Source organism: Micromonospora sp. WMMD1274 (assembly GCF_049179035.1).
Classification (GTDB): domain Bacteria; phylum Actinomycetota; class Actinomycetes; order Mycobacteriales; family Micromonosporaceae; genus Micromonospora; species Micromonospora tulbaghiae.
On sequence record NZ_JBMHMG010000001.1, the window covers coordinates 4,777,440 to 4,790,487 of the forward strand.

The following is a 13,048-nucleotide window of genomic DNA, read 5'->3' on the forward strand; positions in this document are numbered from 1 at the left end:
TCACCTCTCGTTCAGCAGGCGGAGGAGCTGGTCCCGACTGGCCGCCGGGCTCAGCGCCACGGTCCGCAGGTGCTCCATGATCTTGGCGCAGGTCCGCAGGTCACCCGGCCGGTCGAGGACCATCTGCCCGGCGACCGTCTCCACCGAGGCGATGATCGGGTCCTCCGGGTCGGCGAACTCCAGGATGTGCAGCGATCCCCGGGTGCCCCGGTGGTAGCCGGCGGCCAGCGGGATCACCTGCACCGTGACGTTCGGCAGCTCGGCCATCTTCAGCAGGTGCTGGAGCTGGCCGGACATGACCGAGCGGTCACCGACCGGGCGCAGCAGCGCGCCCTCGTCGATGATGGCGTCGAGGATCGGCGGCTCGGCGCCGGAGAGCCGCTGCTGGCGGTCCAGCCGTAGCTGGACCCGCTGCTCCACCTGCTCGTCGGTGAGCGTGTGCGGCCCGCCGCGCATCACCCCGCGGATGTAGTCGGCGGTCTGGAGCAGGCCGGGCACCACCGACGGCTCGAAGTTCGCGATGCCGGTGGCCTCGGCCTCCAACGCGATGAAGTCGATGGTGCGCTGGTCCAGCAGGTACGAATAGGACACCCACCAGCCCGGCTTGCGGGCGTCCTTCGCCAGCTGCACCGCCGCGGCGATGTCCGCCGGGCCCACGCCGTAGCTGGTCAGCAGCGCGCGCACGGTGGCAGGACTGACGAGCGTCTGCGCGTTCTCGTAGCGGGACAACGTGCTCCGGGTGCTGTTGATCTCGTCGGCCGCGGCCTCCAGGGTGAGGCCGGCGGCCTCCCGGTGGGTCCGCAGGGCGATGCCGAGCCGTCGGGCCCGGGCGGTCTTCGGCGCCATGCATCGATGGTCGCACATCCCGCGGGAAAGCGGGCATGAGAGAAAGTCGATGAGAGTTGCATTCACGCCGGTGAACCTGTCAATGTGTGACGGAGTCCTCACCATCGGTTGTCGTGGCGACGGTGATGGTGAGCGACCGGAGGGGATGGGGCGCGCGGTGGTCGGATTCTTCACTCCCCCACGATCCGACCGCCGCGTGCCCCTGCCGGTCCACGAGACGGGGAGGGGTTCCGCGGTGACCAGGTTCCTGGTGGTCCTGACCGACGTGCGTCCACCGGACGGCACCCGGCGTGACGAACGGACCAGCCCGGAACGCCGCCGCCAGGTGGTCGGCGCGAGCAGCCGGGAGGCCGCCGACCGGATCGCCGGCGCGTTCATGGCGCTGGGCATGGTGCGGGCCGGCCGGCAACGCGTGAAGGTCATCGCGGTCGGCCGCCGGCCCCGGCACCCGGTCTTCTGAGACACACCGTTCCGTTACTCCCCGTAGATGTCACCTTGACCGTTTGCCACGCGACTCCGCGTCTCCCCGGGTAACGACCACCGCTTGCGGCAACGCACAGTAAGGTCATTCGGGTGAGCGCCACCGGCGAGCACGGCCAGCCGCAGTCGCGAACGATGAGGTGACCATGACCACCCCAGGCAAGACCCGCGTGGCGATCGTCTTCGGCGGCCGCAGCCCCGAACACGGCATCTCCTGCGTCAGCGCCGGCAGCGTGCTGGCCGCGCTCGACCCGGACGAGTTCGAGGTGGTCCCGGTCGGCATCACCCGGCAGGGCCAGTGGGTGCTCGCCAGCGGTGACCCGAGCGGGCTCGCCATCGCCGACCGCAAGCTCCCCGAGATCACCGCCGGCTCCGGCGCCGAACTGGTGCTGCGCGCCGATTCCGCCGTCGGCGGTCTGATGGTGCTCGACCCGGCCCAGGGGCCGGTCGCACTCGCCGACGTGGACGTGGTCTTCCCGGTGCTGCACGGCGCGTACGGCGAGGACGGCACCATCCAGGGCATGCTGGAGATGGCCGACATCCCCTACGTCGGCGCGAACGTCTTCGCCTCCGCCGCGGCCATGGACAAGGAGTTCACCAAGAAGCTCTGCGCCGCCGAGGGCATCCCGGTCGGCCCGTACGCGGTGCTGCGCGCCGGGATGTCGCTGAGCGAGGAGGACAAGGAGCGCCTCGGTCTGCCCGTCTTCGTCAAGCCGTCCCGGGCCGGCTCCTCGTTCGGCATCACCAAGGTCGACGACTGGGCCGACCTGGACGCCGCGCTCGTCACCGCGCGCGAGATCGACAGCAAGGTGCTCGTCGAAGGCGCGGTGGTCGGCCGCGAGATCGAGTGCGGCGTGCTGGAGGGCGAGGCCGGTGGCGCGCCGGAGGCCTCGGTGCTCGCCGAGGTGCGCATGATTGGCGACCGCGACTGGTACGACTTCGAGGCCAAGTACATCTTCGCCGACGAGGTCTGCGAGTACGACGTACCGGCCGACCTGCCCGAGCCGGTGGCCCGGCAGGTGCGCGACTACGCCACCCGTGCGTTCACCGCGCTCGACTGCTCCGGCCTGGCCCGGGTCGACTTCTTCGTGACCCCGCAGATGGACGTCTACCTCAACGAGATCAACACGATGCCGGGCTTCACCCCGACGTCGATGTTCCCGCGGATGTGGTCGGCCAGCGGGCTGGAGTACCCGAAGCTGGTCAACCGGTTGATCCGTACCGCCCTGCACCGCCGCGCCGGCCGCTGAGCCGGCGGGCGTCAGGCGGAGCAGCCCGAGGGGGCCTGCTTCGCCGAGGGGACCGAGCTGACGATCGTGTCGGAGATCGAGGTCACCCACTGCAGCGGCGGCTCGTACGACTTCGGCACCCGGACCCGGATCGGGGTCTCCCGGTCGACGGTGGTCAGGATCGTGGCGTCGGCCTCCTCGGCCGCGTGCCAGCAGACCTTGTTGACCGTCCACACCTCGTCGGTGGGCGGGAACTGCGCCGGGCTGCCGCCGCAGGCCACGGTCAGCGCCGGGTCGCCGTACGCGGCGTTCTGCTCCGGGCCCGCGGTCACCGGGCGCTGCGCCAGGTCACGCACGCTGTCCGGGAGCTGCGACATGAGGGCCCGGCAGAGGATGGTCGGGCGCTCGGCCAGCGCCGGTGCGGGCATCTCGACCGGCGCGCTGGACTGCGTCCGGGGGCTCGCCGACGCGCTCGGCTCGGCGTCCGGCGACTCCGGGGCCAGCTTGGCGAACGTGAACCCGGCCACCGCCAGGGTCACCGGCACCGCGACGAGCGTCGCCCAGAGCGCGGCACGGCGGGTGGCGCCGTCCCGGCGGGGGGAGGTGTCCTTCTCGTCCACTTACAGCCGCACCACCGAACACGTGAGGGTGCGGGTGATGCCGGGCACCATCTGCACCTTGCTGACGATGAGTTTGCCGAGCTCGTCGACGGTGTTCGCCTCGGTGAGCACCACCACGTCGTACGGCCCGGTGACGGCGTCGACCCGTACCACGCCGGCCAGGTCCGCGATCAGACCGGCCACGTCACGCGCCCGGCCGACCTCGGTCTGGATGAGGATGTACGCCTGTACCACGACTCGACCTCCGTCCGTCGCCTCCGGGCGACCCGAAGGGTGAAACTACCGTACTGAGCGGCCGTGATCCCTATCGGTTGCCGGTCGGACGCGGTGAGCGAGCACACGCCGGTACGGACAGGGGTGGGACGTGCGGAACGACGCAGCGGAGCGAGGGGACGGAATGACTGTCACTGATGTCGGCGAGTTCGGCCTGATCGACCGGGTGACCGCCCGGCTGGCGCAGGGACAGAACTGCCTGCTCGGCCCCGGCGACGACGGCGCGGTGGTGGCGGCGCCGGACCGGCGGGTGGTCGCCTCGACCGACGTGCTGGTGGAGGGCCGGCACTTCCGCCGGGACTGGTCGTCGGCGCGGGACGTGGGACACCGGGCGGCGGCGGCGAACCTCGCGGACATCGCCGCCATGGGCGCCACCCCGACCGCGCTGCTCGTCGCGCTCTGCATGCCGGCTGAGCTGGACCCGGCCTGGGCCGAGGAACTGGCCGACGGGCTGGGCGCGGAGGCGGCGCTCGTCGGCGCGAGCGTGGTCGGCGGGGACATGTCCGGCAGCCCGACGCTCACCGTCGCGGTGACGGCGCTCGGCGACCTGGCCGGCCGCGCCCCGGTGGTCCGCTCCGGCGCCCGCCCCGGCGACGTGGTGGCGCTGGCCGGGCGCACCGGCTGGTCGGCGGCCGGCTACACAGTGTTGTCCCGGGGTTTCCGCACGCCCCGGCTGCTGGTCGAGGCGTTCCGCCGCCCCGAGGTGCCGTACGCCGCCGGACCCGCTGCCGCCGCGGCCGGGGCCACCGCCATGATCGACGTGTCGGACGGGCTGCTGGCCGACCTCGGGCACGTGGCGACCGCCAGCGGCGTGGCGATCGACCTGAGCCGTGAGGCGTTCGAGGTGCCCCGGCAGATGCGGGACGCGGCGCAGGCGCTCGGCGTCGACCCGTACACCTGGATCCTGGCCGGCGGCGAGGACCACGCGCTGGCGGCGACGTTCCCGGGGGACGCCGTGCTTCCCGACGGCTGGCGGCCGGTCGGGCGGGTGGCGGCCGGCGCCGGGGTCACCGTCGACGGCGCCGCCTACAGCGGCCCGCGCGGCTGGGACCACTTCCGCAGAGCGGAATAGTCGGCACAGCCGGCGGACGGCGGCACAGCCGGCACAGCCGGCGCAGTGGCGGGGCCGGAGTGATCTGCGTCCGACCCCGGGCCGCCGGGCCGGGCCGGGGCCGGCGGCGGTCGTAACCTGGCACGGTGAGCGAGATCGAGATCCGGGAGCGGCGCTTCGACGCGCCCGAGTCGCAGGCGCTGATCCGGGCGGCGCTGGCCGACCTCGGCGCCCGGTACGGCGGCAGCGGCGACGAGACCCCGGTCGACGCGGCCGAGTTCACCCCGCCGGACGGCGCGTTCCTCGTCGCCTACCTGGACGGGCGGCCGGTGGGCTGCGGCGGCTGGCGCAGCCACGGCGAGGACGGCGACACGGCCGAGCTGAAGCGGATGTACACCGACCCGGCGGCCCGGGGCCGGGGCGTGGCCCGCTCGGTGCTCGCCGCGGTCGAGCGGTCCGCCCGCGACCACGGCCGCAAGCGGATCGTGCTGGAGTGCGGCGACAAGCAGCCCGAGGCGATCGCCATGTACACCTCGGCGGGCTACGAGCGGATCCCGAACTTCGGCTTCTACAAGGACGCCCCGGGCTGCCTGTCGTACGGCCGCACCCTCTAGCCGACGGTGATGCGGATCTGGCTCGCGGCGCGGCGGGCGGCGTTCGCGGCCTCGTCCGGGGTCGCGCCCCAGGCCATCAGGTGCCCGCTGCGGTGCGCCGAGGAGAGCAGCTCCGGCACGGTCTGCCCGACCTTCGTCTCCACCTGCACGTCGAGCACGCCCGGCACGCGCAGCGCGTCGCGCCTGCCGTCCACGGCGGTGACCCGGCCGGGCGGCGCGATCAGGAACTCGATGGCCGCCGCGCCGGTCGCCCGCGCCGGCAGCGCCGGCCGTTCGCCGCGCAGGATCCGCAGGTACGCCTCGATGACGTCCCGCTCGTAGGCGATCGAGATGAGCGCGGTGATCATGTCGCCGGGCATCCGGGCCGCGCACTCCACCAGCGTCGGCACGTCGTCGGCGAGGATCCACTCGCTGTGCAGCATGCCGCTGCGGAAGCCGGCCGCCTCGGCGAGGCGTACCGCGGCGGAGCGCAGCGCGTCGTGCGCGGCGGCGGGCAGCGCGGACGGCACCGTGTGGCCGGTCTCGACCGGGTAGCGGCCTCCGGCGATCCGCTTGTCGGTGACGTTGGCGAAGACCACCTCGCCGTCGGCGACCAGCAGCTCCACGCTGTGCTCGGAGCCGACGAGCAGTTCCTCGACCAGCACGCCGGTGGGCAGACCGCGCTCGGTGGCCTCGGCCGGGTCGGGCGGGGCGGCGCTCGCCGCCCAGCGGGCCGGCACCTCGGCCGCGTCGGTGATCAGTTGTACGCCCAGGCTGCCCGAGCGGCGGGTGGGCTTGAGCACGCACCGGCCGCCGTGCGCCTGCGCGAACTCCACCGCCCGCGCCGGGTCGTCGACCAGCTCGTACGCGGGGTTGGCCAGCCCGATCCGGTCGGCGAGCAGCCGCATCCGGTGCTTGTCGGAGAAGACGTCGGCGGCCTCCACCCCGGCGCCGGGCAGGCCGAGGCGCTCGGCGAGCCGGGCGGTGGCGCCGACCGCGTACTCCAGGCCGGGCAGGACCAGCCGGGCGTCGGCGAGGCCGGGCTCGCGGGCGAGCAGGGCGTCCGGGTCGAAGCCGGTCTGGTACTCGGCCGCGACGAGGCGCCCGATCATCGGCAGCCGCTCGGCGAACCGGGCCAGGTCGCGGCGGGCGATCACGTCCGGTTCCTCGACCAGCACCACGCTGCCCGGCGGCAGTTCCTGGTCGAACCAGCTCAGCGAGCCGAACGACGCGCCCACCACCACCAGTTGCTCGCGACCCAGATCGAGGTCCACCGGTCACCCTCCCCACGGCTCGCGCCGGAACCGGACGGCCGGCGCAGCAGCACCCTAACCGGCCGGATCGCGTCGGTCGCCGTACGGTCGGTCAGGGGTGCGGGGGCGGGTCGGTGGATACAACGCCCCGGGTCGCCGGACACGACAGAAGCCGGCGGACCCCGAAGGGATCCGCCGGCGACCGACGATGTTCCGGTGGCGCTACCGCGTCAGGCGCGGGTGACCTTGCCGGCCTTGATGCACGAGGTGCAGACCTGCAACTTCTTGGTGGTGCCACCACCGGCCGGGGTACGCACCGACTGGATGTTCGGGTTCCAGCGGCGGTTGGTCCGCCGGTGCGAGTGGGACACGTTGTGGCCGAAGCCCGGCCCCTTGCCACAGACGTCGCACACGCTAGCCACGGGATACTCCTGGGATTGAAACGTTCATGAGGTCGCCGCCAGGCGCTGCCCGGGCAACCTGGTCAGGTTACCCGATGACAGTCGGTACGCCCAACCGGCCCTTTCGCGAGCCCACCCAGCGTACCGGCGTCCCCGCCGGGCCGTCGGCCGGGGCGGACACGCGGCGGACGACCCCGGCGCGTGTCGGTGTACGCCAGTAGGCTTCCCGACGTGCTGGAGACCCTCGACGCCGCAGCGGTACGCCGCTGGTGCGCGAGCGGGCTGACCGCCCTCCGGGCCCACCAGGGCGAGATCGACGAGCTGAACGTCTACCCGGTGCCCGACGGCGACACCGGCACCAACCTGGTCCTCACACTCACGTCGGCCCAGCAGGCCCTGGCCATGGACCTCGGCACGCTCCCCGACGACGGGCACACCCCGCACGGGCACGCGCTGCGGCTGATGGCCCGGGGCGCGCTGCTCGGGGCGCGCGGCAACTCCGGCGTGATCCTCTCGCAGATCCTGCGCGGTCTCGCCGACACGCTCGCCGCCGCGCCCGCCGTGCGCGGGCGGCAGCTCGCCGACGCCCTGGCCGACGCCACCACCGCCGCCTACGCCGCTGTGGCCCGGCCGGTCGAGGGCACGTTGCTGAGCGTGGTCGCCGCCGCGGCGCACGCGGCCCGCCGGGCGGACAGCGACGACCTGCGCGCCGTGGCCCGGGCCGCGTCCGAGGCGGCGGCGCACGCGCTGGCGCGTACCCCCGAGCAGCTGCCGGAGCTGGCCCGCGCGGGCGTGGTCGACGCCGGCGGGCGCGGCCTGTGCCTGCTGCTGGACGCTCTGGTCGAGGTGGTGACCGGGGAGAGCCCGGCCCAGCCGGCGCCCGCGCCGCCCGCCCGCCGCGTGCCGGCGACCGCGGTGCGGGAGAGCGGCTCCGACGCGTACGCCTACGAGGTGCAGTACCTGCTCGACGCCACCGACGAGGCGGTGACCCGGCTGCGCGCCGAGCTGGACGCGCTCGGCGACTCCCTGGCGATCGTCGGCGACGGCGCCGGCACCTGGAACGTGCACGTCCATGTCAACGACATCGGGGCGGCGGTCGAGGCGGGCGTGGTCGCCGGCCGGCCGCACCGGATCAGCGTGACCCGCTTCGCCGACCAGGTCGCCCCGGCGCCGGGGCCGCAGGTGCCGCTGCCCGAGGGGCGGGCCGCCGTGGTGGTGGCGACCGGTGCGGGCATCGCGGAGCTGTTCGCCGCCGAGGGCGCGGTGGTGGTGCCGGCCAACCCGTCCACCGGTGAGCTGCTCGACGCGATCCGGGCCACCGGCGCCGCCCGGGTGGTGGTGCTGCCGAACGACCCGAACACCCAGTCGGTGGCGAGCGCGGCGGCCAAGGAGGCGCACGGGCTCGGCATCAAGGTGAGCGTGGTGCCCACCCGCTCGCCGGTGCAGGCGCTCGCGGCGCTGGCCGTACGCGATCCGAAGCGGCGCTTCGAGGACGACGTGATCGCGATGGCCGAGGCGGCCGGCGCCTGCCGGTACGCCGAGGTCTGCCACGCCGCCCGGGAGGCTCTCACCGTCGCCGGTCCGGCCCGCCCGGGTGACGTGCTGGCCCTGGTCGAGGGCGAGGTGCACCTGATCGGGCAGGATCTGGTCGACACCTGCACCGCCGTGGTGGACCGGATGCTCGGCGGCGGCGGCGAACTGGTCACGTTGCTCTGCGGCGCGGACGCGCCGGCCGGGCTGGCCGACCGGGTCCGCGCGCACGTCGAGAGGGCCTGGCCGTTCGTCGAGGTGCAGGCGTACGAGGGCGGGCAGCCGCACTATCCGCTCCTGGTGGGGGTCGAATGACGAGCGAGGCGGCCACCGTGGACACGCCGCTGAAGAAGCTGGTCGGCGAGCGCACGGCGAAGGCGCTGGCCGGGCATCTCGACCTGCACACCGCGGGCGACCTGATCTACCACTTCCCGCGCCGGTACGACGAGCGCGGCGAGCACACCGACATCCGCTCGCTCGACGTGGGGGAGCAGGTCACCGTGCTGGCCCAGGTGCAGCGCACCGCGGTCCGCCCGATGCGTCAGCGGCGCGGCAACCTGCTGGAGGTCACCGTCGGCGACGGCTCCGGCGGCGTGCTCACCTGCACGTTCTTCGGCAACCAGGCGTGGCGGGAACGGGAGCTGCGGCCCGGCCGGTGGGGGCTGTTCGCCGGCAAGGTGACCGAGTTCCGCGGGAAGCGCCAGCTCAACGGCCCGGAGTACGTCCTGCTCGGCGAGGGCGGCGAGGGTGAGGCGGCGGCCAACGAGGAGGTCGAGGAGTTCGCCGGGGCGCTGATCCCGGTCTACCCGGCCGCGGCGGCGGTGCCGACCTGGGTGATCGCCCGCTGCGTCCGCGTCGTGCTCGACACGTTCACCCCGCCGGAGGATCCGCTGCCGGCCACCGTGCGGGCCACCCGCAACCTCATCGACATCGGCACCGCGCTTCGCGAGATCCACCGTCCGACCAGCAAGGAGGCGCTCTACCGGGCCCGCCGCCGGCTGAAGTGGGACGAGGCGTTCGCGGTGCAGCTCACGCTGGTGCAGCGCAAGCACCGGGCGGCGGCGTCGCCGGGGCGGGCCCGACCGGCGAAGGCGGGCGGCCTGCTGGACGCGTTCGACGCCCGGCTGCCGTACGAGCTGACCTCCGGCCAGCAGGTCGTCGGGCGGGAGATCGCCGCCGACCTGGCCCGGGCGCACCCGATGCACCGGCTGCTCCAGGGCGAGGTGGGTTCCGGCAAGACGGTGGTGGCGCTGCGCGCCATGCTCCAGGTGGTCGACGCCGGTGGGCAGGCCGCGCTGCTGGCCCCGACCGAGGTGCTCGCCGCCCAGCACCACCGGGGCATCCTCGACCTGCTCGGCCCGCTCGGCCGGGCCGGTGAGCTGGGCGCCGCCGAGGACGCCACGCGGGTGGAGCTGGTCACCGGCTCGCTCGGCGCGGCGGCCCGGCGCCGGGCACTGACCGAGGTGGCCGAGGGCCGCGCCGGCATCGTGCTCGGCACGCACGCCCTGCTCTACGAGGGCGTCGACTTCCACGACCTCGGCCTGGTGGTGGTGGACGAGCAGCACCGTTTCGGCGTGGAGCAGCGCGACGCGCTGCGCGCCAAGGCCGAGCAGCCGCCGCACGTGCTGGTGATGACCGCCACCCCGATCCCGCGCACCGTGGCCATGACCGTCTACGGCGACCTGGAGACGTCCACGCTGTCCCAGCTTCCGCAGGGCCGCTCGCCGATCGCGTCGCACGTGGTCCCGGCCGCCGAGAAGCCGGCCTTCCTCGACCGGGCCTGGCGCCGGCTGCGCGAGGAGGTCGCGAAGGGCCACCAGGCGTACGTGGTGTGCCCGCGGATCGGCGAGGGCCCGGTGTCGGACGAGGAACCGCCGCGGGAGGACGACAACGGGCGGCGCCCGCCGCTGGCCGTGACCGAGGTGGCCCCGCTGCTGGCCGAGGGGCCGCTGCACGGGCTGCGAATCGGGGTGCTGCACGGGCGGCTGCCGGCGGACGAGAAGGACGCGGTGATGCGCGCGTACGCCGACGGCGAGCTGGACGTGCTGGTCGCGACCACAGTGGTCGAGGTCGGCGTGAACGTGCCGAACGCGACGGTGATGATCGTGCTGGACGCCGACCGGTTCGGCGTCTCCCAGCTGCACCAGTTGCGCGGCCGGGTGGGCCGGGGCTCGGCCGCCGGTCTGTGCCTGCTGGTCACCGAGGCGGCCGAGGGCTCGTCCGCGCGGGAGCGGCTGGACGCGGTCGCCTCCACCACCGACGGCTTCAAGCTCGCCGAACTCGACCTGGAACAGCGCCGGGAGGGCGACGTGCTGGGCGCGACCCAGTCCGGCCGGCGCTCGCACCTGCGGCTGCTGTCGTTGCTGCGGGACACGGAGCTGATCCGCGACGCGCGGGCCGAGGCGATCGAACTGGTCGAGGAAGACCCGGATCTTTCCCGGCATCCGGCGCTGGCGGCGTCGGTTGCCGCGCTGGTCGACGAGGAGCGCGCCGAATACCTGGAGAAGGGCTGACCCGCAAGCTCGGCGGGGCGGTGACGGATCGCGGGACTGCGGCGCGCGCGTCGCGTGCCTAGGCTCGCGCAGATGTCGACACCATTCCTCGAACGCGGTGTGCTGCTGCTGGCCCGGGGCGACGAACTGCTTGTGGACCGGGCGGTCGGAGCGGCCGACGAGACGTCCGGCCGGCCGTGCACCGCGGCGACCCGGTTCCAGATCGCGTCGATCAGCAAGCAGATGGCAGCCGTGGCGGTGCTGCTGCTCGCCGAGCGCGGCGTGCTGCGGCTGACCGACCCCGTCACCCGGTGGCTGCCCGGCACGCCGCCGCGCGAATGGTCCGGCATGACGCTGCACCACCTGCTCACCCACACCTCCGGCCTGGGCCACTGGGAGGAGTACCCGGCGATCGACCTGCACGGGCCGGCCGAGCCGGACGAGCTGCTGGACCGGTTCGCGGCGCTGCCGCCGCTGTTCCCGCCCGGATCCGGGTGGCACTACAGCAGCCCCGGTTACGTGCTGCTGGCCCGGACCGTCGAGCGGGCGGCCGACCGGCCGTACGCCGCGTTCCTCGCCGAGGAGGTCTTCGCGCCGCTGGGCATGACTGGTAGCTTCGCCGGTGCGGGCGACGGCCGGCCGGACCTGGCGGTCGGGCACGAGGGCGGCCGTCCGGTGCCGTCCTGGGACCTGGCGACCGTGAGCATGGGCGCGGGTGACGTCTGGTGCACCGCTGCGGACCTGATGACCTGGCTGGACGTACCGCGCCGGGGCCGGCTGCTCGCCCCGGCCTGGGTGACGGCGCTGACCGCACCGCACGCACCGACCGGGCGGCCGGATGAGGCGTACGGCTACGGGTTCTTCGTCGGGCCGCTGGCCGGGCGGCGGGCGGTGCACCACTCGGGGGACAACGGCGGCTACAAGGCGTTCGCGGCCTGGCTGCCCGACTCGGACGAGCGGCTCGTCCTGCTGGCCAACCAGGCCGAGGTGAACCCGGCCGCTGTCACGTCGGTGCTCGACGCGGTCTGATCCGCCCGCGTCGCACGCACGGCGAGGGCGCGCCGACCGGGTGGTCGGGCGCGCCCTCGACGCGGATCAGCGGGTCAGCGGATCAGCCAGATCGGCGGATCAGGCGGTGAAGCGGATCCGGCGGCGACGGGCCACCACGAACAGCACCGCGCCGGCGGCCAGCAGCAGTGCCGCGCCACCGGCGATGGCGCCTGCGGCCGGGCCGGTCACCGGCAGGCCACCGCCCTGCCCGGAGCAGTCGTCCGGCTGGGCGTACGGAATGGTCTCCGCGTCCTCGACCACGTCGTACTTCACCGTGACCTTGAGGCCCGGGTAGGCGTCGAACCCGACCGAGCTGGTCCTGCCCGGCTCGGAGACGAGCTTCCTGGTGACGCCCTTCTCCGTGGTGAGCGTGGCGGTGAAGGGCACGCCGTCGGCCGGGTTCTCCACGACGAAGGTCATCGAGTCGCAGTCCTGGTCCAGCTTGAAGATCGGCTCCGCGGGCTGGGCGGGAGAGCTGGGCGGGGCGGACGGGCTCGGCGGGACGGACGGGCTCGGCGGGACGGACGCCGAGGGCGTCGGGGTCGGCGAGTCGGGCGTGCTCGGCGAAGGGCTGGCGCTCGGCGGCGTGCTGGGCGAGGGCGACGGCGACGGGCTCTGCGTCGCGCAGTTCCGTCCCGGGCGGGCCGTCACGGTCCGCTCGCCGTCGTGCGACTTACGACCTCGCTCCCAGTGCGCCCCGACGGTCAGCTTCAGTTCCGGGACCGGGCCGGCGAACGTGTGGGTCTGGGTGCCGGTCAGCGGGCCCTGGCCGGCCGGCTTCAGCTCCGCGCCGACCGCGAGGCCGCCGCTGATCGCGCCGGGCACCGTGGATTCGATCTTGATGATCCGGCCGGAGATGTCGGTCTCGCTGCTGATCACCGACCAGGTCACGGTCACCGTGCCGTTCTCGGTGGCGCAGTAGCTGCCGGACGGCTCGGGGTGGTGGGCGGCGGCCGGGCCGGCGACGGTGGCGACGCCCGCGAGGCCGAGCAGCGTGCCGGCGGTGAGGACGGCGGCACGCCGGAGGTGGAGACGGTTCACGCCTACTCCTGACGAGGGGAGGATGGGAGAGGCCGGGCGGAGGGGCCGAAGCCACGCGTCCGCTCGGCAATCGGGCCAGACCCTAGCGAGATCGACAGTGCGGGCGTCACCATGATCGAAGGGTCGTAAAGGGTCCGTTATGCATTCGAGATCATTGATGCACGTCGAGTCACGGATCGTCGCGCCGGG

The 13,048-nt window shown here is 74.2% G+C and carries 13 protein-coding genes; 7 read left to right on the forward strand and 6 right to left on the reverse strand.

What is annotated here, in order from left to right; genetic code table 11:
- Entirely contained in the window at positions 1–846 is an 846-nt protein-coding gene (locus ACN27D_RS22735) for a helix-turn-helix domain-containing protein (protein ID WP_013474343.1), read from the reverse strand.
- A 235-nt stretch (positions 847–1,081) separates the two neighbouring features.
- On the opposite strand from ACN27D_RS22735, the gene ACN27D_RS22740 reads away from it, so the two are divergent.
- Positions 1,082–1,306 (forward strand): hypothetical protein, encoded by a 225-nt coding sequence (locus ACN27D_RS22740; protein ID WP_120571208.1) that lies wholly within the window; start codon positions 1,082–1,084, stop codon positions 1,304–1,306.
- 166 nt (positions 1,307–1,472) lie between these two features.
- Entirely contained in the window at positions 1,473–2,576 is a 1,104-nt protein-coding gene (locus ACN27D_RS22745; protein ID WP_421499952.1) for a D-alanine--D-alanine ligase family protein, read from the forward strand.
- Positions 2,577–2,587: 11 nt separating this feature from the next.
- Here ACN27D_RS22745 and ACN27D_RS22750 read toward each other — a convergent pair whose 3' ends face one another.
- Together ACN27D_RS22750 and ACN27D_RS22755 are read right to left on the reverse strand one after the other, a co-directional pair.
- A complete protein-coding gene (locus ACN27D_RS22750) occupies positions 2,588–3,175 on the reverse strand; it encodes a DUF3515 domain-containing protein (RefSeq protein ID WP_120571206.1) in 588 nt (195 codons plus the stop codon).
- Entirely contained in the window at positions 3,176–3,409 is a 234-nt protein-coding gene (locus tag ACN27D_RS22755) for an Lrp/AsnC ligand binding domain-containing protein (RefSeq protein ID WP_013284547.1), read from the reverse strand.
- A 163-nt stretch (positions 3,410–3,572) separates the two neighbouring features.
- On the opposite strand from ACN27D_RS22755, the gene ACN27D_RS22760 reads away from it, so the two are divergent.
- Together ACN27D_RS22760 and ACN27D_RS22765 are read left to right on the forward strand one after the other, a co-directional pair.
- Positions 3,573–4,520: a thiamine-phosphate kinase gene (locus tag ACN27D_RS22760; RefSeq protein ID WP_421499953.1), complete on the forward strand. Its 948-nt coding sequence runs from the start codon at positions 3,573–3,575 to the stop codon at positions 4,518–4,520.
- 125 nt (positions 4,521–4,645) lie between these two features.
- Positions 4,646–5,113, forward strand: coding sequence for a GNAT family N-acetyltransferase (locus tag ACN27D_RS22765; protein WP_120571204.1), 468 nt, complete (start codon positions 4,646–4,648; stop codon positions 5,111–5,113).
- Here ACN27D_RS22765 and ACN27D_RS22770 read toward each other — a convergent pair.
- Positions 5,110–6,366 (reverse strand): ATP-grasp domain-containing protein, encoded by a 1,257-nt coding sequence (locus ACN27D_RS22770; RefSeq protein ID WP_421499954.1) that lies wholly within the window; start codon positions 6,364–6,366, stop codon positions 5,110–5,112. The two genes, ACN27D_RS22765 and ACN27D_RS22770, sit on opposite strands and share 4 nt — an antisense overlap.
- A 209-nt stretch (positions 6,367–6,575) precedes the next feature.
- Complete coding sequence (rpmB, locus tag ACN27D_RS22775; RefSeq protein ID WP_013284551.1) at positions 6,576–6,767, reverse strand: 50S ribosomal protein L28; 192 nt, start codon at positions 6,765–6,767, stop codon at positions 6,576–6,578.
- Positions 6,768–6,977: 210 nt separating this feature from the next.
- Between rpmB and ACN27D_RS22780 the strand changes: the two genes are divergently transcribed.
- The 3 genes from ACN27D_RS22780 to ACN27D_RS22790 all read left to right on the forward strand — a co-directional run bounded on the left by ACN27D_RS22780 (position 6,978) and on the right by ACN27D_RS22790 (position 11,797).
- Entirely contained in the window at positions 6,978–8,591 is a 1,614-nt protein-coding gene (locus ACN27D_RS22780; RefSeq protein WP_350814170.1) for a DAK2 domain-containing protein, read from the forward strand.
- A complete protein-coding gene (gene recG, locus ACN27D_RS22785; protein WP_121686137.1) occupies positions 8,588–10,789 on the forward strand; it encodes an ATP-dependent DNA helicase RecG in 2,202 nt (733 codons plus the stop codon). Before ACN27D_RS22780 ends, recG begins: the two co-directional genes overlap by 4 nt.
- Before the next feature lie 72 nt (positions 10,790–10,861).
- Positions 10,862–11,797 (forward strand): serine hydrolase domain-containing protein, encoded by a 936-nt coding sequence (locus ACN27D_RS22790; protein WP_358170196.1) that lies wholly within the window; start codon positions 10,862–10,864, stop codon positions 11,795–11,797.
- A gap of 99 nt (positions 11,798–11,896) precedes the next feature.
- On the opposite strand, the gene ACN27D_RS22795 is transcribed toward ACN27D_RS22790, so the two are convergent.
- Positions 11,897–12,859 carry a cell wall anchor protein gene (locus tag ACN27D_RS22795; protein WP_421499955.1) on the reverse strand — a complete coding sequence of 321 codons (963 nt, stop codon included), beginning with the start codon at positions 12,857–12,859 and terminating at the stop codon, positions 11,897–11,899.
- Positions 12,860–13,048: the final 189 nt, after the last annotated feature.